General features: G+C 32.8%; 22 protein-coding genes. 8 read left to right on the forward strand and 14 right to left on the reverse strand.

The features are described 5' to 3' along the window. Positions 1-76: 76 nt before the first annotated feature. From Q0975_RS14270 to secA, 3 genes are all read left to right on the forward strand, one after another. Complete coding sequence (locus Q0975_RS14270; protein WP_299437776.1) at positions 77-652, forward strand: cob(I)yrinic acid a,c-diamide adenosyltransferase; 576 nt, start codon at positions 77-79, stop codon at positions 650-652. A 141-nt stretch (positions 653-793) separates the two neighbouring features. Further along, positions 794-1,015, forward strand: coding sequence for a DUF2795 domain-containing protein (locus Q0975_RS14275; RefSeq protein ID WP_299261345.1), 222 nt, complete (start codon positions 794-796; stop codon positions 1,013-1,015). A 235-nt stretch (positions 1,016-1,250) separates the two neighbouring features. Next, on the forward strand, positions 1,251-4,607 hold the full coding sequence (gene secA / locus Q0975_RS14280; RefSeq protein ID WP_299437778.1) for a preprotein translocase subunit SecA: 3,357 nt from the start codon (positions 1,251-1,253) through the stop codon (positions 4,605-4,607). An 84-nt stretch (positions 4,608-4,691) separates the two neighbouring features. Here the strand turns inward: secA and Q0975_RS14285 are convergent, their stop codons facing one another. Both Q0975_RS14285 and Q0975_RS14290 read right to left on the reverse strand, forming a co-directional pair. Beyond that, on the reverse strand, positions 4,692-5,300 hold the full coding sequence (locus Q0975_RS14285; protein WP_299437780.1) for a hypothetical protein: 609 nt from the start codon (positions 5,298-5,300) through the stop codon (positions 4,692-4,694). Continuing rightward, positions 5,297-5,635 carry a PadR family transcriptional regulator gene (locus Q0975_RS14290; RefSeq protein WP_299437782.1) on the reverse strand — a complete coding sequence of 113 codons (339 nt, stop codon included), beginning with the start codon at positions 5,633-5,635 and terminating at the stop codon, positions 5,297-5,299. The genes Q0975_RS14285 and Q0975_RS14290 overlap by 4 nt, the downstream gene beginning before the upstream one ends. Positions 5,636-5,792: 157 nt before the next feature. Here Q0975_RS14290 and Q0975_RS14295 point away from each other — a divergent pair, with 157 nt between their 5' ends. Continuing rightward, entirely contained in the window at positions 5,793-6,371 is a 579-nt protein-coding gene (locus Q0975_RS14295; protein WP_299437784.1) for a DUF4377 domain-containing protein, read from the forward strand. 124 nt (positions 6,372-6,495) lie between these two features. Here the strand turns inward: Q0975_RS14295 and Q0975_RS14300 are convergent, their stop codons facing one another. The 5 genes from Q0975_RS14300 to Q0975_RS14320 all read right to left on the reverse strand — a co-directional run bounded on the left by Q0975_RS14300 (position 6,496) and on the right by Q0975_RS14320 (position 10,568). After that, positions 6,496-7,140, reverse strand: a complete 645-nt coding sequence (locus tag Q0975_RS14300; protein WP_299437786.1) for a hypothetical protein — start codon at positions 7,138-7,140, stop codon at positions 6,496-6,498. A gap of 355 nt (positions 7,141-7,495) precedes the next feature. After that, a complete protein-coding gene (locus tag Q0975_RS14305; protein WP_299437787.1) occupies positions 7,496-8,185 on the reverse strand; it encodes a peptidoglycan DD-metalloendopeptidase family protein in 690 nt (229 codons plus the stop codon). Continuing rightward, positions 8,185-9,513 carry an NAD(P)-binding domain-containing protein gene (locus Q0975_RS14310; RefSeq protein ID WP_299437789.1) on the reverse strand — a complete coding sequence of 443 codons (1,329 nt, stop codon included), beginning with the start codon at positions 9,511-9,513 and terminating at the stop codon, positions 8,185-8,187. Before Q0975_RS14310 ends, Q0975_RS14305 begins: the two co-directional genes overlap by 1 nt. A 91-nt stretch (positions 9,514-9,604) precedes the next feature. Then, positions 9,605-9,997 carry a hypothetical protein gene (locus Q0975_RS14315; protein ID WP_299437791.1) on the reverse strand — a complete coding sequence of 131 codons (393 nt, stop codon included), beginning with the start codon at positions 9,995-9,997 and terminating at the stop codon, positions 9,605-9,607. Further along, on the reverse strand, positions 9,981-10,568 hold the full coding sequence (locus tag Q0975_RS14320) for an RNA polymerase sigma factor (protein ID WP_299437793.1): 588 nt from the start codon (positions 10,566-10,568) through the stop codon (positions 9,981-9,983). The genes Q0975_RS14315 and Q0975_RS14320 overlap by 17 nt, the downstream gene beginning before the upstream one ends. A 148-nt stretch (positions 10,569-10,716) precedes the next feature. Between Q0975_RS14320 and Q0975_RS14325 the strand changes: the two genes are divergently transcribed. Beyond that, positions 10,717-11,067 (forward strand): DUF6249 domain-containing protein, encoded by a 351-nt coding sequence (locus tag Q0975_RS14325; RefSeq protein WP_299437795.1) that lies wholly within the window; start codon positions 10,717-10,719, stop codon positions 11,065-11,067. Between the two features lie 99 nt (positions 11,068-11,166). Here Q0975_RS14325 and Q0975_RS14330 read toward each other — a convergent pair whose 3' ends face one another. The 5 genes from Q0975_RS14330 to Q0975_RS14350 all read right to left on the reverse strand — a co-directional run bounded on the left by Q0975_RS14330 (position 11,167) and on the right by Q0975_RS14350 (position 15,223). Beyond that, positions 11,167-11,805: a hypothetical protein gene (locus tag Q0975_RS14330; RefSeq protein WP_299437796.1), complete on the reverse strand. Its 639-nt coding sequence runs from the start codon at positions 11,803-11,805 to the stop codon at positions 11,167-11,169. A gap of 364 nt (positions 11,806-12,169) precedes the next feature. Continuing rightward, entirely contained in the window at positions 12,170-12,439 is a 270-nt protein-coding gene (locus Q0975_RS14335) for a hypothetical protein (RefSeq protein ID WP_299437798.1), read from the reverse strand. Positions 12,440-12,731: 292 nt separating this feature from the next. Beyond that, entirely contained in the window at positions 12,732-14,111 is a 1,380-nt protein-coding gene (locus Q0975_RS14340; RefSeq protein ID WP_299437800.1) for a hypothetical protein, read from the reverse strand. Further along, complete coding sequence (locus Q0975_RS14345; RefSeq protein ID WP_299437802.1) at positions 14,083-14,694, reverse strand: hypothetical protein; 612 nt, start codon at positions 14,692-14,694, stop codon at positions 14,083-14,085. Before Q0975_RS14345 ends, Q0975_RS14340 begins: the two co-directional genes overlap by 29 nt. After that, a complete protein-coding gene (locus tag Q0975_RS14350; RefSeq protein ID WP_299437804.1) occupies positions 14,678-15,223 on the reverse strand; it encodes a sigma-70 family RNA polymerase sigma factor in 546 nt (181 codons plus the stop codon). Before Q0975_RS14350 ends, Q0975_RS14345 begins: the two co-directional genes overlap by 17 nt. A 243-nt stretch (positions 15,224-15,466) precedes the next feature. Between Q0975_RS14350 and Q0975_RS14355 the strand changes: the two genes are divergently transcribed. Further along, positions 15,467-15,694, forward strand: coding sequence for a hypothetical protein (locus tag Q0975_RS14355; RefSeq protein WP_299437806.1), 228 nt, complete (start codon positions 15,467-15,469; stop codon positions 15,692-15,694). 3 nt (positions 15,695-15,697) lie between these two features. Here the strand turns inward: Q0975_RS14355 and Q0975_RS14360 are convergent, their stop codons facing one another. Next, positions 15,698-17,296 carry an NAD(P)/FAD-dependent oxidoreductase gene (locus Q0975_RS14360; RefSeq protein ID WP_299437807.1) on the reverse strand — a complete coding sequence of 533 codons (1,599 nt, stop codon included), beginning with the start codon at positions 17,294-17,296 and terminating at the stop codon, positions 15,698-15,700. 87 nt (positions 17,297-17,383) lie between these two features. Between Q0975_RS14360 and Q0975_RS14365 the strand changes: the two genes are divergently transcribed. Both Q0975_RS14365 and meaB read left to right on the forward strand, forming a co-directional pair. Further along, positions 17,384-17,944 carry a DUF2911 domain-containing protein gene (locus Q0975_RS14365; protein ID WP_299437809.1) on the forward strand — a complete coding sequence of 187 codons (561 nt, stop codon included), beginning with the start codon at positions 17,384-17,386 and terminating at the stop codon, positions 17,942-17,944. Between the two features lie 93 nt (positions 17,945-18,037). Further along, positions 18,038-19,117 carry a methylmalonyl Co-A mutase-associated GTPase MeaB gene (meaB, locus tag Q0975_RS14370; RefSeq protein ID WP_299437811.1) on the forward strand — a complete coding sequence of 360 codons (1,080 nt, stop codon included), beginning with the start codon at positions 18,038-18,040 and terminating at the stop codon, positions 19,115-19,117. 110 nt (positions 19,118-19,227) lie between these two features. Here meaB and Q0975_RS14375 read toward each other — a convergent pair whose 3' ends face one another. Further along, positions 19,228-21,795 (reverse strand): M4 family metallopeptidase, encoded by a 2,568-nt coding sequence (locus tag Q0975_RS14375; protein ID WP_299437813.1) that lies wholly within the window; start codon positions 21,793-21,795, stop codon positions 19,228-19,230. Between the last annotated feature and the right edge of the window lie 157 nt (positions 21,796-21,952).

The raw sequence follows: 21,952 nt of genomic DNA on the forward strand, positions 1-21,952 counted from the left end.
TTTAATCCTCAAACATATAGCAAAATTTAAGTTGTAAGTTATTAGATAACCAAATAACAATTAATAACTCAGTAAAATGAAGATATACACAAAAACTGGAGATAAAGGCACTACCGCTTTATTTGGTGGCACCAGAGTCCCTAAACACCATATTCGTATTGACAGTTATGGTACTGTAGATGAGCTAAACTCGCATATTGGTCTGATTAGAGATCAACAAATAGATGAATTAAGCAAAAAGGTATTAGTAAACATTCAGGACAAATTATTTACTGTGGGAGCCGTTTTAGCAACAGATCCAGAAAAAGCAATTCTAAAAAGTGGCCAGAAACGCTTAAATATTCCTACTATTTCTGCGGATGACATTGAGCTTTTGGAAACTGAAATGGATCGAATGAATGAGTCTTTACCTCCAATGACACATTTTGTATTACCTGGAGGGCATCAAACTGTGTCATTCTGTCACATTGCCCGCTGTGTATGCAGAAGAGCTGAGCGTTTAGCGACTGCTTTATACGAATTAGAACCTTTCGAAGAGACCACTTTACAGTATTTAAACCGACTATCTGACTACCTATTTGTACTGGCACGAAAGTTGTCCAAGGATTTGCAGGCAGATGAGATACAATGGATTCCAAAAAAGGATTCATGATCTCTTTAGAGAGCCTAAAAATTATTAATAGGGGGTACCCCGAAAAATCACGTTCTTATAATTATTGTTTAAATAATTAATTTTTTACTTGACTTTTTAAACTAAAAAATTATTTTTGCAAAAAAATAAACCAGTAAGCATATGTATTGGACTTTAGAATTAGCATCTTATTTAAGTGATGCACCTTGGCCAGCTACCAAAGATGAGTTAATAGACTTTGCAATTCGTACAGGAGCGCCACTAGAGGTTGTTGAAAATTTGCAATCAATTGAAGATGAAGGAGATTCGTATGACTCTATAGACGAAATATGGCCCGATTATCCTACTGACGAAGACTATCTTTGGAATGAGGATGAATATTAAAAAAATATTTAAATAGTATTAAAAGTCTCGCGAGAGGCTTTTTTTTTGCGTAAATTACGCCACTTTTTAAGCTATTATATAGCCTGTAAAGTATTGTATAATATTGCCGTTGAGGCGTTGAGATTACAATAGACCCAAAGAATTGGAGTTTAACTTAAAATGATCTTTCACAGGTTTAATAAGTTAGTTTCATTTCAAAATTAAAATCTCATTAAAAACACACACACCATAAACCATGGGAGTTTTAGATTCTGTATTAAAAGTATTCGTTGGAGATAAGTCCAAAAAAGATATAAAAGAAATTCAGCCAAGAGTTGAATTGATCAAAAAGCAAGAACAAGCCATTGCTGTACTTTCTGACAATGAGCTTCGTGCTAAAACAGTAGAGTTTAAAAATCTTATCAATGAAGCTCGTGCTGAAATTAATGACAAGATAGATTCGCTTACTAAAGAAGCAGATGCAACAGAGGATATCGACAGAAAAGAAGATATCTATGGAGAGATCGATAAGCTCAAGAAAGATGCATATGAAGTCACTGAAAAAACTTTAAATGAAATCTTACCACAAGCTTTTGCTGTTGTAAAAGAAACTGCCAAAAGATTTGCTGAAAACGATACGATAACCGTAGAAGCTACGGCCTATGATCGGGAGCTTTCTGCTGATCGGGAACACATTACTCTTGATGGAGATCAGGCAATCTGGTCTACAAGCTGGGATGCTGCTGGTAAAGAAGTGAAATGGGATATGGTACACTATGATGTGCAGCTAATTGGTGGTATCGCATTACACGAAGGAAAAGTTGCAGAGATGCAAACTGGAGAAGGTAAAACCTTAGTAGCAACGCTTCCTGTATATCTTAATGCGCTGTCTGGTAATGGTGTTCACCTTGTAACAGTAAATGATTACTTAGCGCGTCGAGATAGCGAGTGGATGGCACCTATTTTCCAGTTCCACGGATTAACTGTAGACTGTGTTGACAATCACAAACCTAATTCAGCAGAACGTAGAGCAGCTTATAATGCAGATATAACATACGGAACTAATAATGAATTTGGTTTTGACTACCTAAGAGATAACATGTCTCACGCACCAGAAGACTTAGTACAACGTCCACATAATTATGCAATCATCGATGAAGTTGATTCCGTATTAATTGATGATGCACGTACACCATTAATTATTTCGGGTCCCATACCTAAAGGAGATATTCATGAATTTGATGAATTAAAACCGAAAATTTCTGATATCGTTGGAGTTCAGCAAAAATACCTGACTACAGTTCTTGCTGAAGCAAAAAAACTGATCAAAGAAGGAAACACCAAGGATGGCGGCTTTAAGTTACTACAAGTGTTTCGAGGAATTCCTAAAAACAAAGCATTAATTAAATTCTTAAGTGAAGAAGGAGTGAAAATGTTACTCCAGAAGACTGAGAATTTCTATATGCAGGATAACAACCGCGAGATGCATAAGATTGATGCTGATCTTTATTATGTAATAGAAGAAAAAAACAATCAGATCGATCTTACCGACAAAGGTGTAGATTACCTTTCTGGAAAAGATGATCCTGACTTCTTTGTACTACCTCAAATAGGAATGGAAATCGCTAAGATTGAAGATCTTGGACTTCCTAAAGAACAAGAAGCTGAAAAGAAAGAAGATCTTTTTAGAGAGTATAGTGTAAAGAGTGAACGTATCCACACCCTACGCCAATTATTAAAAGCATATTCATTATTCGAAAAAGATGTGGAATATGTAGTAATGGACAACAAGGTAAAAATCGTTGATGAGCAAACTGGGCGTATCATGGATGGTCGTCGTTATAGCGATGGACTGCACCAAGCAATTGAAGCAAAAGAAAATGTAAAGATTGAGGACGCTACGCAGACATTTGCTACCGTTACACTTCAGAATTACTTCAGAATGTATGGTAAGTTATCTGGTATGACAGGTACAGCGGTAACAGAAGCAGGAGAGCTTTGGGAAATCTACAAATTAGACGTAGTAGAAATTCCTACAAACAGACCGATTGCAAGAAAAGATAAAGAAGATTTAGTATATAAAACCAAGCGTGAAAAGTATAACGCTGTTATTGAAGAGGTAACTGAATTATCTCGTGCAGGTAGACCTGTATTAATCGGTACTACTTCTGTAGAAATTTCAGAATTATTAGGTAGAATGCTTACAATCCGTAAAGTTCCGCATAATGTACTAAATGCAAAGCTTCATAAAAAAGAAGCTGATATTGTAGCAGAAGCGGGTAATCCTGGAGTAGTTACTATTGCAACTAACATGGCTGGTCGTGGAACGGATATCAAATTAACAGATGAAGTAAAAGCTGCTGGAGGTTTAGCTATTGTAGGTACAGAACGCCACGATTCTCGACGAGTAGACAGACAGTTACGTGGTCGTGCTGGTCGTCAAGGAGATCCGGGAAGTTCTAATTTTTATGTCTCTTTAGAAGACAACCTAATGCGTTTATTTGGATCAGAACGTATTGCTAAGATGATGGACAGAATGGGACTGAAAGAAGGTGAAGTGATTCAGCATTCTATGATCTCTAAATCTATCGAAAGAGCACAGAAAAAAGTAGAAGAAAATAACTTTGGTGTTCGTAAGCGATTACTAGAGTATGATGATGTAATGAATGCACAACGTGAAGTAGTATACAAACGTCGTTATCACGCATTATATGGAGAACGTCTTCGCGTGGATCTTGCTAACATGATCTATGATACAGCAGAAGTAATTACCGAAGGGAACAAAAACGCACAAGATTTTAAGAATTTTGAGTTTGAGTTAATTCGTTATTTCTCTATGAGTAGCCCTATTTCTAGTGAAGAATTTGAGAAAAAGGATACATTAACAATTGCAGGAGAAGTTTACAAAGCTGCGTACGAACATTATCAGGATAAGATGAAGCGTAATGCAGAAGCTGCATATCCAGTAATTAAGCAGGTATATGAAGATCCATCTAGTAAATATGAACGTATTTTAGTTCCTTTTACAGATGGAGTAAAAAGCTTAAATGTTGCCACCAACTTAGAGAAAGCGTATGAAAGTGAAGGAAAGCAGTTAATTACAGATTTCGAAAAGAATATCACTTTAGCTATTATTGATGATGCATGGAAAACACATCTACGAAAAATGGATGAGTTAAAACAAAGTGTACAACTTGCAGTTCACGAGCAAAAAGATCCTTTATTAATATACAAATTTGAAGCTTTTGAATTATTCAAAGTGATGATTGAAGAAGTAAATAAGGATGTTATTTCTTTCTTATTCAAAGGAGAATTACCAACCGGTAATACTCAGGATATCTCTGAAGCACGTCAAGTACGAAGAAAAGAAAACCTAGAGACTTCTAAAGAAGAAATTCCTAATATGGATGAGCGAGCTGCGCAAAGCAGAGCTGCAGGACAAACACAACAACGCCAACAAGTAACCGAAACAATTGTACGTGAACAACCTAAAATTGGTCGTAATGATAAAGTTACTATCAAACATGTAATGAGCGGAGAAAACAAAACTGTTAAATACAAACAAGCCATCCCTTTAATTGAAAAAGGAGAATGGGTACTTGTGAATGAATAGATCAAACAAGAACTTAGATAATAATAGAAGACCCCTGAAGTGTAATACTTCAGGGGTCTTTTTGTTTTATTTATACTGTTTCTTTTAGCTAAGTGATCGCTTATACATTGTAAAAAATAAAAATGGTAAATACCCAATAGCAAAAATAAATGCCCCTGCTAATAACAATACTTCAGCTCCCATCCAATGCATCAACTTAAACAATCCAGATAGTCCCACTATAACACCTGAGACACAGCCTAAAATAATTTTCAGTCGTTCTGAAAGTGTTTTTGCGATAGCTACTTTATACCTGTCAAAAGCTAACATTGGAACAAAAACCAATAATAACAATAGAAAACCAGTTATAAAAAGTTTATTCGCACCTGGATACCATAATATCTTAAAAGTGATTCCTGCAGCCAATGTCACTGCTCCAATAAATCCAATAAAATACATCAATCTTTTCATCATAATAATTCGTTTTGAGTTTAATAAAAAAAATGTTTTTCGTTCTAAATCAATCAAACCATTAGGTGCTAATTCTGATATAGCATCTTGTAAAGATTGATCAAATGTTTTACCTGTTTTTAATTCACTTTCTACCACACAACATAGGTGATCTAATACATCATCCTGTAAAGCCTGTAATTTTAAACCTTGTCCATCAACAAAGTCTTTAATCTTCTCTTCCTGTTCAGTACTTAATTTCATATAGCATCTAGCTTTGGGAAAATAACCTTATTAAGAGTTGCCATAAAATCTTTGAGTTCTGCTATATAAGTCACTTTTTCGTCCTCTCCTTTTAACGTTAATAGATAATATTTTCTAACCCTTTTACCTATATACTCCTCTTCGCAAGTCAATAAACCATCTTTTTTCATTTTTTGTAAAGCTGGATACAAGGAGCCATCTTTTAATAAAATTTTACCATCAGAGAGCTCTTTTACTTGTTGAAAAATCTCATAACCATACATTCGCCCTCTTTCGGACAATAGGTTCAAAATAATAACTGATAGGGTACCTTTAAGTAGTTCTTTTGAATACATAGATCAAATATACATAAAATAACAATACATCATAGTTCTATGTATTATTTTTTTGTGATTTACGAATTTTAAACTAAGAAACATTATCAACAACATCATTAAAATAAAAAGCCAGAAGCAACCCTTATAGCTTTTCCTCATCTTATAATAAATTGCTATGAAAAAAATATTGTTCTTACTAATTGTTTCTTTAGTCTTTAGTTCTTGCAGCGATGATGATGAGACTACAGAAATCACCAATCTTAGAGTAAATCATTACAAAACTACGACCAACGGTTTCTTTTTTGGCGGACTAGGAGTTGCTTTATTAGTGGAAGAAGGTAATCAGATTGGGCAAAATAATTTTACTCCAACCTTCAATGGAATTAACAACTTTGATTATGAACTAGGGTCCACATATGATCTAAGAGTGAGCAAAACAATATTACCGAATCCTCCACAAGATGCCTCAAATATCAGAATTGACTTAATTGAAATCATTTCAAAAACACTGGTTTCACCAGATACTGAATTTAAAGTTAGATTAACTCAAAATCATACTAATGGAACATTTAACAATTGGGTTTTTGTAAACCCAGACAATGATTACTCCATAATCAACTCTTCTATAGAAATTATTTGTGAAAATTTATGTGATGAATTATCGACCAAGATCAATAACCAGGAACAATTAACAGGTGTGTTTGTGCACGGAAACACTAATGAATACATTTTAAAAGAAATTCTTAACGAATAAATAGCAACCATTTTTTAGCAACAAAATGACATCTCTATCAATTACCTAAAAAAGACAAAGCGGGTTCAAAATGAACCCGCTTTGCTTTTATATTTTTTAACTTATCCTACATACCCCAAGTATATTATATATCTGTAAGATTCCCTTGAGTCTCAGTAAACTTCTCAATAATCACAGAATCTCCTTTGCTGTTCTCAAGAACATATAATCCCACTGGTAATTGACTTAAATCTACTACGTTCGTTGTTTTTGATAAAACGTGGATAGTATCTTTTACTTCAAATAATTTTAACTTATCTCCATCTTCAAAATCTACTACTACAATAACATCACCATCTCTTTCAATAGATAATTGGTTTTTATTTGGATTCACATAATTACTAAGAAACTCTTGGTCTACATTCATTTCTTGATTCTCCTCTACCTCAACTATTTGACTATCTTCTTCAATAGTAAATTCTTCTTCTTCTAAAATCACCGCACCATCAATCATAAGTTTTTCTTCTTGACGATCAATTACTATAGACTTTCCTGCGTTATTCTCCAATAAGTAAGAACCAACTGGTAATTGACTAAGGTCTATTTGTGCATACGATTTAGATAAAATATGATCTCCAGTCTCAAAGTCAAATAATTTCAACTTATCTCCTTCTTCAAAATCTAACACTTCAATGGTTAAACCATCTTGATGAACTGTAAGTTTGCTATCATCACTAGCAAAAATTGAAATAGATAAAAACAGACTGAATATTAGGGCTGTAACTTTCATAATTTTGGGGGCTTAGAAGTTAAAGTATTACGGTATTACCATACAAGTATAATGCTAAATACTTACGCCACCAACTAGTAATCAGACTTTTAGACAAAACGGTCGAGTTATTCGTTAAACTACAAAGAAAATGTTAAAATAAACACTAAATAATTGATAACCAGTTATTTAAAAATAAAAAACAGAAATAATAACGATTAAAAACACATTTAGAAGGTTAAAAAACACACATTCCCCGTCAAAGGATCAGCTTTTTCTTAAAACTGGAAGTATACTCGCAATACAAAAGAATGACAAAAGTGCTTTCATGAGTAGGAATAATTCAATCCATTATTAAACTAATCTAGTAATCAGGTTAAATTTTCAACAGCAAATTGGGATCTGGACAATTCTGCAGATAAAAATTGAGATCTCTTTTGTTAGACACACCTGGATAGTCACCTATATTATCTTGCAAATCTTTTATAACCTGAAAGTGTAGATGCGGAGCATAATCACCATTTACCGATGCATCTCCAAGAGTAGCTAAGACATCACTGACTTCAAAATACTGACCTACTTCCAAATTAATGATGGATTCAACACTTAAATGCCCATATAAAGTATAAAAGACAACATCCTGTATTATGTGTTTCAAAATAATCGTAGGTCCGTAGTCACCAAAATTCTTATTATTCTGAAAACTATGAATTGTTCCTGCTAAAGGAACAAGCACGGATGTTCCTGCATCACACCAAACATCCAATCCCAAATGAATATTACGTTCCGTTTCTGGATTATGTTGATTAAAATGTATACTTCTGCGATAGATGCCGCGTGTTTCATTATAACCACCATAAGCAACCTTTGATTGATTTACGGTTAAATAATGGCTTATATATCTTTCAAAAGCTTTAGAAGAGGAAACATCAACAGTTTCTAATCCTTGATTATCCATAGACAAATCAATAGAAATATATTCTTCTTTAGAAAAACTTGAATCAACAACAGGGACAAAACTTTTAGATAGACTCTCTATAAATTGAGGAAATGAATTATCAGTCATTAGGCGCTTTTTGAAATCTTTTTAGGTTCTTTAGAAATCCAGTTTTTAGGTAATTGCTTTAATAAAGCTTTTCGAAACTTATGATAATCCACCGTTATCGTATGTCTAGGTGTATTAATCTGTTTATAATGAGGATGTGTTACTTCTCGTTCACATAGTTTCTTAATATTTGATGGCATTTTCCATTCACCGGTTAGATAATTTGCCAACACTTTGCTTTGTAATTCTGATCCAGGCCAGATACAACCTAAAGGCTGAAACATGCCTACAAAAAATAGATTATGATATTCTTCATGGAACATTTTAAGATATAAAGGAACTGGTCCATTGCTATAATCGATCAAAAACTCATCAAAAAATGAATGTTTGAGCACATAACCTGTACAAGCAATAATCACATCAAAATCTTCTTTTGTTTTATCTTTAAAATATACAGTAGTATTATCTAGTTTTTCAATATCTACTTTTGGGTGTACTTTTCCGTGTCGCACTTTATACAAAAGCTCATCATTGATTGTAGGGTGAGTCTCTCCAAACTTCGTCTTTACCTCTTGTAAACCATATAATTTATTTTTTCCTAACATTATCGTAAGTAACCTGTCATTAAACCAACTTCGTATTCGTACTGGAAGCCATGAAGATCTAGCTCCTACAATATCTGAAGGCAAGCCAAAAAAGAATTTAGGAATAATTCTATATCCTCTTCTCCAACTGATTGCTGTCTTCTTACTTACTCTACTCGTTTCTACAGCAACATCACAAGCCGAGTTACCTCCACCTATGACCAATACTTTTTTGCCTACAAAAGGTGCTGCTTTTTTATAAGTATGGGAATGCATAAATTCACCTGAAAACTGACCTGGATACTTTGGAATTCTAGGAACCGAATGATGGCCATTACAAACTACTAAATCTGTAAACTTCTCTATTCTTTCTTCACCGTTCTGTACAATTGTAACATGCCATTCTTCTCCACTTAGCCGTTTACAATATTTTACTGTAGTACCAAATTCTATATATGGATATAATCCGAAATGTTTGGCATACGCCTGGAAATAATTTCTTAACTCTTCGTGAGATGGATAATCCGCTACTGTAGTATCAAAATCATCAAACGTAAAATCCTCATATTGCGACAACGTCTTAGAACTTATAATATGCGTTGTTTCAAAAACACTGGAATGACTAATGTCTTCAGAAAAAATCCAATTACCTCCTACTTCGTGATTGCGATCATAAACGACAACCTCCAAATCTTTGTCCTTAAGATTTTTAAGGGCAGTTATACCACTTGGTCCTGCGCCAATAACACATATTCTTTGTTTCATACTTTATACTGCAAAAACTAGCAATGTAAAATAAACAATGTATTGAAGTTTAAAAAATATTTTGTGAATTTAGATTGATAATCGATATTATTTAGACAGAGTATATCTTGTCTATTCTTCTTTTAATTACGGTTATCTGTACCATAAATAAAATTGCCAAGAATATTATTCCGTACATTGTAGTATTATGAAACTTAAAATCAGCAAATGGATTTTTATATTCATTTATACTGAAAAAAGAAAGATCTAATGTACCTAAGATTGATGTTTCTTCAGATAAGAATGGCAAAGAAACTAATATCCCAATAACCACCGAACTGATAACTACCCAGGCTTTTTTAGAAATTAATGGTTGATATACTAGAGATTTATTAACAGAAGTAGTCTTTATTTCACCCATTATATTTTGCAAAAAGTCTACAGAAGGATGTTCTACTCCTGCTTCTTTTACTAGTTTCTTTATGTCATTATATTGCTCTTCCATTGTTAGTATTAATTTCTGGTGAAACATGATACTTAAGTATCGAATATAGTTTTTTTCTACTTCGATATAGTTTTATTTTTATATTATCTTCTGTAAGCCCTACTATTTCTTTAATTTCCTTTACACTTTTTTCTTCAAAATAATACAGGGTTACAATCGCAGCTTCTTCTTCCGGAAGCTTAAGAATACTATCAGATATTATTTGTTTTCGTTCCTTATCTTGTAAATAGCTTAATGCATTATCCACGATTCCTACCTCGCCTTCGCTTATTTCTTCTATTAGCTCTGTAGAAACAAAACGTTTATTTTTCTTTATAGCGTCCAGACTTTTACGATATGCTATAGTGTATAACCAAGTTGAAAATTTAGCTTCTCCTCTATAATTAGACAAAGACTTATAAGCCTTTATAAAGGTGTCTTGCGCTACTTCTTCAGCCTCTTCTTTATTTCTGATCATTCTATACACCACTGTATACACAAGGTTCTGATAACGCTCTACCAAGGTAGAAAAAGCATTAGCCTCTCCTTCCAGTACTTGCTGGATATAATATTGATCTGATTGATGGTTCATTTACACATAAGACGATACTTTTTTGTTTCTGGTTACACCTTATTCCTAAAAAGATACAAAATATTTTTTTAGACTTTTTTTGTAACCAAGGTCAGATACATAACGTCATAGTTAAAAACGAACAGTTAAATTTTTAAATCTAAAAGTTATGAGTTTTATCGAAGTACTAATACCATTATCTGTATTCGGATGCATCTTTGGTGTTTTTTATTTATTTGTTACCGCTAGAAACAAAGAGCGAATGGCTCTTATCGACAAAGGAGCGGATGCCTCTATTTTTTATAGTAGTAAGGAGAAAAGAGTAACTCCTGTATGGAAGGTTTTCATTCTTAATTTTTCATTATTATTAATGGGTATTGGGATTGGAATTTTCATCGCCGGTATTTTACATTATTCTTTAGGAGTTGAGGAAGGTATTGCTTTTCCAGGCACCATTTTCTTAATGGCCGGTGCAGGATTATTTACAGGTTTTACTATGACTAAGAATCTAGATAAATAAACTATTTTAGTTTATAGAAACTATAAAGACCTATCATTTCTGATAGGTCTTTCCCCCAAATTCTACTTATCTTATTATAAATAAAATAAATTTAATCTTCTAGTTATAAGCTACTGTATACTCATTTTGTTCAACTATTTCGAACTTTTCGACTATCACAGATTGGCCTTTATCATTTTCTAGTATATATTTTCCTGCCTCTAATTGAGCAAGATCAACTATTTCTGTTGTTTTAGATAACACGTGAACCCTATCTACTACTTCAAATAATTTAATTTTATCTCCTTCTTCAAAATCCATTACAGTAATTAGGTCTCCAACTCTATTAATATGTAAAGGATTTAACTCAGAATGAGAATAATAATTTTCTAACTCTTCTTCAACACTCATATCATTAGCAGCCATTCGATCGCTATCAATAGCTACTACATAATCAGTTCCTAATTCTTCCTCAATAAAAATATCAATATCTCTTTTCTCAATTACAACAGACTTACCTTCATTATTTTCCAATAAATATTTACCTGAAGGTAATTGACTAAGATCTATCTGACCTCTTGTTTTAGATAAAATATGATCTCCTGTTTCTACTTCAAATAATTTTATTTTATCACCTTCCTTAAAATCAACAACAAATACAATAAGTCCTTCTCTTTCAACTTGTAAATTATCATCTTCAATTCTTGCGTTAAGATTTGTGAAGAAAAATAAGCCGAAAATAAATACTAAAGCTCTCATTGTTATTATTTTTTAATTGTAATGTTCTTACGTGATTACCTTACAATAATATTGTTAAATTATCGTTTCCCGAAGAAAACAACTAACTTTTAGATCAAACGTTTTTGATTTTCGACCAATGACACAAAAAAGTCTTTTTTGATAGTTTTTAAACACTAATTATTTGATAATCAGCTGTTTATTTTTTGTAAGATTCTTAAATCATAGATTAAAAGCACATAATTTAGGTGAACAAACCAATTAATAGTATTCCTACTATTATAATTTTCTTAAAAAATAGTTAATCATCACTATGATTTGCACAAAAAATTAACATTTACACGAATAAATCACTCGCATAAATGCATTCTCTTTTGATTTTTAATCACTTAAGATAAAACTCAGGATTGATTAATTTCTCGACAATTACTTTTCGTCCATCTTTATCAATTAAAAGATATTTACCTGCTGGGAGTTGACTTAGATCGAAGATTCCTCTTTTAGTTTTGTAGGTAATAATTTTACCTGTTCTCAACTCAAATAATTTTACTTTGTCCCCATCTTTAAAATCGACTACAGTTATAATGTTTCCACTGCGTCTGACGATGAGGCTTTCGTCATTCCCATTATTCCCAAACAAAACTGTAGCACACATTAAAGAAAAAATTAGTAATAATTTTTTCATAAGCTACTTAAATTAGTTTATATGATTTGTATTTTCCCACTTTAAATTTACTGCAAAAAGAGGGTGACAAAAAGAGTCTGGAAGCTTTTTAGTTTAAATTTTTTTATTCTCGACAAAATGCACAAACAGGTACTAAACAAATTTTAGCATGTAATCCTATATTTACAAGAAAAGTCATTTTTACAGGTAAAATTGACCAATAAAGAAAGCTCTACCAATCTGATTAGCAGAGCTTTCGTCAATTAACACACTATTATAAAAATTATTGTAGTATTATATCGCTATACTTAGCATTTATTGTAATTACCTTATCAGTATCTCTGGTTTTATTGAATCCGTTTACAAATACATTTCCAAAATTCCTTCTTGCATTTGCCTCTATAGTTTTTGGTATAGAGATTCTGCTCTGTACTCCGCTATATGCTATATTAAAGGCCGTTTTAGGTAATTTTAGTTTAAAGTCACTATTCTCAACTGCCAAATCTAACGTAGAGAATGATTCTGAGAGATTTGCAACTGTGACTGCTCCAAAACTACCAGATATTGCCGCATTCTCTTCTAATTCTTGAATAAAAATATTACTAGAGTCTGCATTAACTCTAAGGTTTTTTGCCTTCTGAATTCTGCAATTTTTCACATAATTAACAGCTAATCTACCGTTATTCCATTGTTTGATAAGCACAGGAGAATAAGAAGTCCTAATAAATGTACGATCTCCATCAATTACATTAGCCTGCAGACTGGTATGAGATAAAGAGGCTATCATGTTAGTAGTTTTTTCTGCTAATTGAACATTACCGTGTCTGATATTCAATTTTAGTAATGCATCCTTAGGCATTTTAACTTTTACTATTCGATCAATGGTACCAGAATTATTCATTCTAGAACTATATCTATATACCATAACATTAGATCCATTTGTTTGGGTTATCTCTAAATCTCCAGAAAACTGAGAAGCCCAAGCTTGCATTCTTCTAGCAAATTCTTCTCCAGCCCAATCCTGAGAACTAATTGATCCGTTTGATTGGAGCTGCCCTGTACTCTTACTTAATTCTTTTGTCCAATTTTTTACAACACTTTCGTAATTATCGCCAAATTTTTCCTTAATCTGATCTCCCCACTGTTGGATATATTTTTCTTCATTCTCCTTAAACTTACTAGGATCGAAGTTCATACTAGCCAAGTTTTCAGAAAGGGCAGTTGGCATAGGATTGTTTTCTATATTCCTTAGAATAGGCCTAAGCATATCTGAAATAACTGGCTCTAACCTTCTGAATTCAGGTAAATCAGAATTCTTTGTATTGGAAGCGGATATACTTCCAGACCAAAAATTACCAGTAATCGAGTTTATTGTAATTTCTCGACTATTGCCCAATGCTTCTATTCTCCAATTTTGCAACAGACGTTCTTTGTTTTCCTCTGTAATATTATCACCTTCGATATATGCTTCTATCTCTACTGAATTTTTATTCCAAGTTTCAAATACAACTTCGGTATGACTTGTATTTAGATTGATAGTAATATCTTTATTTGCTACAAACTTCTCACTTAACTTATGCTCTCTACTCTGAGCAAACATGCCAGAAAAACATATCAGACTAAGTGCTAAAACATTAAGCTTGTATATCAATGTAATTTTCATTTTCAATTTTTTCTAATTCTTTTAGTTTGTCTTTTAGTCTTTTTAAAAGAGAGAGTCTTAGTGTTAAGTTCTCTATCATTGCTTCAGCACTTTGTACATTAGGACCTACTTCTATTAATTCTTTATTGAGATCTAGATATTCTTTATTTAGATTCTCTAATCGTTTCATAAAACTTTCTACCAATTCTCTGTTAGAATCATCTACATTAATCTGAGATAATTGAAACTTTATACCAGTTAATAAATAGTTCTCTGCCTCTTCATACTCTGGAAACATCTCCGCCAATGAGGAAGTCTGTTTTGTCAATAATACAGTGGCATTCTTTACCTCTGGTGTATTTGTATCAACAATCTGAGTTCCGTTTGCACTATTATTTCCAAACTCATTAAAAGCGAACATAGAAACAGAAAGTATGACTACAACACTGGCCGCAATCCTTAGCCAACCATAATTAAACTTTCTGGCTTTTTTAGGAAGCTCTTCTTCTAACCTCGACATAAAACGGTTCTGATGTCCTTCATTTAAACGCTCTAAAGGAATCCTGTTATCCTGCTTTAATAACTCTCTAATATCCTGTCCCATCTCTTAAATGTTTTAATTGATCCTGAAGCTGTTTTTTTCCTCTATGCACCAAAGTTCTTGACGCTACCGGAGTAATATCTAATATTTCACTAATCTCTTTATGATCATATCCTTCTATTAAAAATAACATCACCGCGTATTTATATTTCTCTGGTAACCTTTCTATTGCGCTTTTCACTTCTTCTACAGTGGTTGAGTCAGATACAGACCAATCATTCTGCTCTTCTACTGTACCCATTACTTGTTCATTAATAGCAACCATATTCATTTTTTTTGCTTTGAGCATATCAATACTCTTATTGATTACTATACGTTTTAGCCATGCTCCAAAAGTCACATCACCTGTAAACTGATGAAGTTTCATAAAAGCTTTGATAAAAGATTCTTGCATCGCCTCTTCTGCTTCAAAAGGATCTTTAAGAAATCGTAATGCCACATAATACATACCATCGCAGTATTTATTATAAAGCTTCATCTGTGCTTTACGATCGTTAATTCTACATTGTTCTATTAGCTCGCTCTGTAACAAACTTATCCGAATTTTGGTTAGTGATTACTTCTTTAAAACTGTTCTAATTACTATTCTCTTCTAAAGACGAGATATAATTCTTACTTGTTGCAAAATTAAACATAAAAAACGCCACAAAAAACAGAACATACTGAATATCAAAATATTAATAAATAATTAACGATAGAAAAAGTAAGTTTTTTCTATCAATACACACTACTTCTGTAAATATAAATTTTACTAATCAATAAAACTTTAAAAACGATGCACGAATCATCCAATCACTACAATAATCAGAACCCCAGAGAGCTGGAGAATATAATTAACCTCATAAAAAAGAATGTAGACTGTACTAAAGACATCATTAATCATATTGATAAATTCCTAGAAAACAAACAACTGCCTAAATCAATCTTGGATGCATTGGTAACTCAGAGAAACGCTTGTGCCGTAAATGTTATGAATTTCACAAGGGTAATGAACTTCATATAGCACTTAATATTTTGCAGCAATTTCCTTGAATTGCTTGCTCATATTCCATTTTATGATAGTAGCGGCTGTTAACATCCCACTTCCCATGGCTCCTCCTACTCCAACCAATGTAATATCCTGGCCGGTAAGATACAGCCCTTTAATATGAGTTCTAGGGCGTAAAGTTCTAGTTTTGTATCGTTCTGGTCCATGAGTAACTCCATATATTTCCCCTTGACTATAATTGCTAAACTTTCTGGTAGATACAGGAGTAGAGACTTCTGCATGAATAATATGTTCATCTAATTGAGGGTATAATTCTTTTAACAAAGACAATCCTTTAGCTTTAAATTTTTCTTTAATTTCATCATATTCTTCTCCTCTATTTAACCAAGGTTTGTCTTCGAATTTATTAAAATCGGGATACCAAGCTCTTCCTATTAACTGAATTGTTGCTTGATCCGGATGCTCTGAAGCCCAACGACTATCTTTTGCTGACGGAAAAGATATGTATGCAAATGACAGTGCATCTTTTGCTAAATTATTTTTATCATTTAGAACGCTATCTGTATCCTTATCTGCGTACCACCATATATTATATTTTGGTAAATTTAATGCCGCATCACTCTTATTAAGTCCTATATACAAGCATAGATGGCAGGTAGAAGGACTAATTTCTTTCAAGCCTAGGTGTTTTTTTTGTAATGCAGATTGATCAAGCAATCGATGAAATGTATTGTGTGCTCCAGCATTACTAATGACTTTCTTACAAGTGTACTCCTTACCATTAATAAATAAACCTTTAACTGATTTTCCTGAAGTAATAATTTTATCCACTTTAGCTTTAATAAATACTTGAACTCCCAATGATTCGAGATTATCGACAATAGTTTCAGGAATACGATTTGCACCACCTCTAGGATAGTAACCTCCTTCCATAAAATGATTGATCACAATACAGTGAGATGCAAAACTACTTTCTTTAGGAGACAACCCATAGTTTCCACATTGGGCACATAATACAGCAATTAATTCCTTGTTATCAGTTATACTACTTAGCACTTCATACGTCGTTCGGCTAGAAATTGATTTTTGTATTCTTCTAAATATTGGTCCCAAAGTAATACTCAATAACTTAGGAAAAGCCTTCTGCATAAAATACAGAAGGTTCTTTTTAGTTGACTTTTGTAGCAATTCCAAATATTTATCAATTGCTACAATATCATTTGGAAAATATTCATGAAATTTTTTTCTAAAATTTTCCTTACCTCCAATGAACTCAAATTTACGACCTCCAATATAGGCCACATCATACGGATCTCCCATAGGATCCCATTCTAATTTATTATCTGACAGATAATTAAAGATTCTACGTAGCCCTGAATCTTCTTCCATATTCCCTACATAATGAACTCCTACATCCCAAACCAAGCCTTTACGTCTTTTGAAAGTGTGTGTAAATCCTCCAGGAGTATAATGCTGCTCTAAAACCACAACTTTCTTTCCAGCTTTCGCTAAAAAAACAGCAGTACTTAAACCACCAACTCCCGACCCAACAATCACATAAGTATCATCAGTAAATACAATATCTGGCGTAAACTTTTTATAGGATTTTTCGACCATAAATGCTTAGTAAGTGCCCAAAAGTAAACAATTATATGTACTTTCATAATCAAAACAAATTATCTTTAATTACCAAACTCCCAATATATGTCAAAGCTCTTGAAACGATCACTACTTATAATCATTGTAATAGTTGTTCTTGGTTTTATAGGACGATCTATTCTAAAATCCAATACTAAAAAACACAGTCCTGAACAAACTATTACACATACAAGTAAAGATGCAAACTTCAGCGTTTTTTATAACAGGCCTTTTAAAAAAGGAAGGGAAATCTTTGGTGGTTTAGTTCCATTTGATAAAGTATGGAGAACTGGGGCAAATGAAGCTACCACCTTTACTACTGATAGGGATATTCTTGTTGATGGTACTGTATTAAAAGCTGGTACGTATAGCTTATGGACGATTCCTGGACAAAATTCTTGGAAAGTTATTTTTAATAGTAAAAAATATAGTTGGGGAGTGAGTTTCACAGATGGCAACCCCTCGCATAATCCAGAACATGATGTATTAACCATAGAAGTCCCCGTTCAGCCATTACTAAATGTTGTAGAACAATTTTCTATCTACTTTCAGGAAGCCAATAATTTTACCATAATGTATATGGCTTGGGATCAAACTGCTATTGCAGTCCCAATAAAATTAAAGTAAATTATTTTCTCTTTGTATTACTTCAAATAATAACAAATTTACTGAAATGAATTTATAAATTTGCGTAAAGCTATTTTGTAACTAAAGATACATATGGAACATCGCGATCAACCATCTAAAATACCTTCTGGCACGAATCAGAATGCGATTGATCGGTTCAAAAAACTACAACAAAAAGAGGTGTCCATATCCAACATATCCGAAGGGATCATCTCAAAAAACACTACAGCGCTTAGTAAAGGAATAACATTAGTAGAAAGTACACAAAAAAAACATTATCAAAAGGCGCAACAGCTTATAGAAAAATGCCTTCCTTATGCAAATAAATCTGTTAGAATAGGAATTACTGGAGTTCCTGGAGTAGGTAAAAGCACTTTTATTGAAGCATTAGGTAATCTACTTATAGAAAAAGGTAAAAAGGTAGCTGTATTGGCTGTAGACCCAAGCAGTACTATTTCTAGAGGTAGTATCTTAGGTGATAAAACCAGAATGGAATCCTTGGTAAGATCTCCCAATGCTTTTATTAGACCTTCACCGTCAGGAAATTCTTTGGGTGGTGTAGCTCAAAAAACACGTGAATCTATTATTCTCTGTGAAGCCGCTGGATATGATATCATCATCATCGAAACAGTAGGTGTTGGTCAAAGTGAAACTGCGGTACATGGAATGGTCGATTTCTTTCTATTGCTAAAATTAGCAGGAGCAGGTGATGAATTACAAGGTATTAAAAGAGGAATTATTGAAATGGCAGATGCTATTGTTATCAATAAAGCGGATGGGGATAATCTTAAACGTGCACGAGAAGCTAAAAACCAATTCAGAAAAGCATTGCATCTTTATCCACTAGCAGAAAGCAGTTGGTCTCCAGAAGTATTAATGTGTAGTGCACTTAAAAACACAGGTATAGAAGAAGTGTGGGAATTAATTTTACGATACCTAGAAGTTTCTTATAAAAAGGGTTATTTTGAAAAAAACAGAATCCAGCAAAATAAATTTTGGTTATTACAAACTATCGAAGAACAACTAAAAAGCTCTTTTTATAACCACCCAGAAATCAAAAAAGTTTTATCCGACAAAATCGAAGCTGTACAGCAACATAAAATTACTCCTTTCGCAGCAGCCAAGGATTTATTAGAACTTAATAGAGAGAATAAAAACAGTAATTCAATCTAAATAAATTGCACCTATTTACATTTTACAAATAACAAACGCTGCATAATAATTTGATTATTATGCAGCGTTTGTTATTTAAGTTACTATTAAAAAGTATTCTTTAAATACAATTACTGTTTTACTATTCTAAATACACCACTTACGTTTTGTGTAGTAACGGACATAAAATAAATTCCGCTCGTTAAATCAGTTATGCTTATTTCTTTTTCAACAGTAATATCAGAAAGATTTATTTCTTTTAGAATTCTTCCGTTTATATCATAAATTTCAGCTTTTATCAATTCAATATTCGTAAGTTTTTTCAAATAAACCATACCATTTGAAGGGACTGGATAAACACTAACATTTTTGGATATAAACTCATTATCAGCTACTGACAACGTTGATTGGGAACAGTTATACACCATCACTTCATCTATATACCAACCAAACAGTCCATTACAACCATCAGTTCCCATTTCAAATCTAAGTTGAACAGTAGAGCTATTAGTCACCCCAATGGAAGATAAATCAATCTGACTTGTACCCCAACTACCTGTATTTGCTCCTTCATCGGCACCTGTAAATGCGGGCTCTCCTTGAAGTGGGTTATCATTTCCTTCTCCGGTTGTTTTCAAAGTATTATTATAAGGACTTTGCATAAATGCTGATGCTGGTAGTAACGTCCATGCACCCCCATCCAAACTATATTTTATATTACCTCCGTCCCAAGTACTTTCTGTTGCTACAAAATGGTTAAATGATAATTCGAAAATTCCTCCTTCTGATACAACTGGAATATTAATAATAGGACTTTCTAAACGTATGATTCCATTTTGCAAATCTGCCTGACAGTTTCCATTAATAGGATCAATTCCGAATATCCCTTGTCCATCACGCCCATTGGGAAGAGAAGATTCTAAAACCCAATCTCTGGATTCCCAAGTTGAAGCATTTTCAGGTAATTGCTCCATGCTCCATCCATTTGTTCCATTTTCCCAATCTTCAAAGAAAATTGCATTTGCAGAAGCATTACTGCATAACGTTACACTATTAGAAAGCATTGGTTGATATCCACAGGAATTAGGTGATTTCAATTCTACAGCTAATAATCCATTTTCCAATTGTACTAAATCATCTGAAGTGATAATCTCAGAAGAAAGTCCGGCAGGAGAATCAGTTGTAGATAGTCCTTCTAAATTTATTCCAATAAGATCTTCTGCAGATGCTTCTAACGCGTTTGTTAAATCCGAAAAATCACTAATTAAAGTAAGATAATTACTCTGAGCTCTCCAGAAAATATGCGCTGCTTTTGTTAAACCTATTGCATTTATCGTTTGTCCATTAAACGTTCCTCCATCTACTAATAGGGCATATAAGTGATTAGGTATACCAGAATTAATATGTACCCCACCATTATCTGCATCACCACATAGGTAATTTAAATCATTTACTTTTGCTGGATCTCCCTTACAATTTGGATTCCACATATCTCTAATAGCACCACCAAAAGCAGAAGCATCTTCACCCATTAACCATCGATCAGAACTTATACAACTTGTACCTGTTCGTAGAGACAAATTTTCATCCGAGTCTTCATAATTATTTAACAAATCAATAGTTTCACCCCAAATATCGGAGAAAGATTCGTTTATCGCTCCAGATTCAAAAGCATATATCAAATTACTAGTATATTCAGTATACGCATGGCCCCATTCGTGCGCTACTACATCATCAGAAGCAGTACCCGTGCAATAATTAGCCGATACACCATTCCAATTTGCATTAGGACAATTTATGTTCGGATTATTATTAATAGTTACCATTTGTGCATCTTGCCCATCGTAAGAAAGATATCCAAAAGCATTTTTGAAAAAGTTATACGTATGACTGGCTGCTTCTAATTCTGTTTGCTGCCATTGATCTAAACTCCCAGGAAATGCATCACCTTCCTGCCATACTAAATTCGAAGTATTTCCTTCATACAATGCTCTATCAAGAGCATGTGCCATTCCAGTTATCTGCTCGATAACTTCACCAGTATGCGCATTTACAAAAACATATTCTCTCACATCATTATCATTTCTTACTTCTATTTCATATGCTAAATATAATGGTCCATTAAGTCCCCTAGTTATTCCTTTTTGAAAAACATAAAGTTTGTTTTTAATAACTTTCAATGTTTCACCTGAATTATTTATCCCTTGATTTTCTATTGTCGCTAAAGCAATAATATTCACTTCAGCTTCACTCAATGCAGGAATTGTATTTAATTTAATTTGAGGAATCACTTTTCCATTTATGGAAGTAATATTTTTGTTTGAATTAAAATGAAATCTTAATTCTCCTCCATATACAGGAACATCGTTATACATTTGTTTTAAAATAACATGTTCCAATCCATGATTATCATTTTTAGTTTCCTCTAAAACTAATGATCTTTTAATAGATTCAATACCGTAAATCGACTTATAATCCTCCAAGAAGTTAAAAGCCTTTTGTTCAATTGTTCCTCCTTTTGATTTCATAGTTTTCCCAGTCGAAAACTTTACAAATTTTACTAATCCAGAATTTTCATCTAGAGTAATCACGGCATCAGTTTGTTGATATAATTTAGCGATGGACGTTTGAACATTCTGGGCATATATCCCTACACTGCAGAATAACAAAAAAGTCCAAAAGGTAATTTTAAATTTCATAGTTTTTTATTGTTGAGTTTAATTGAGTATATTCTAAGTTGTAGTAAATCAAAAACAATAACATAATTTAAATTAACAGTTTAAAAAGAAACTCTTAAAAAATTGATTATTTCTCTTTGTTTTACGATTGCTATTCTTTATCATCTGAATACTATTC

Origin of the sequence: uncultured Aquimarina sp. (assembly GCF_947500065.1) — a bacterium.
Taxonomy (GTDB): domain Bacteria; phylum Bacteroidota; class Bacteroidia; order Flavobacteriales; family Flavobacteriaceae; genus Aquimarina.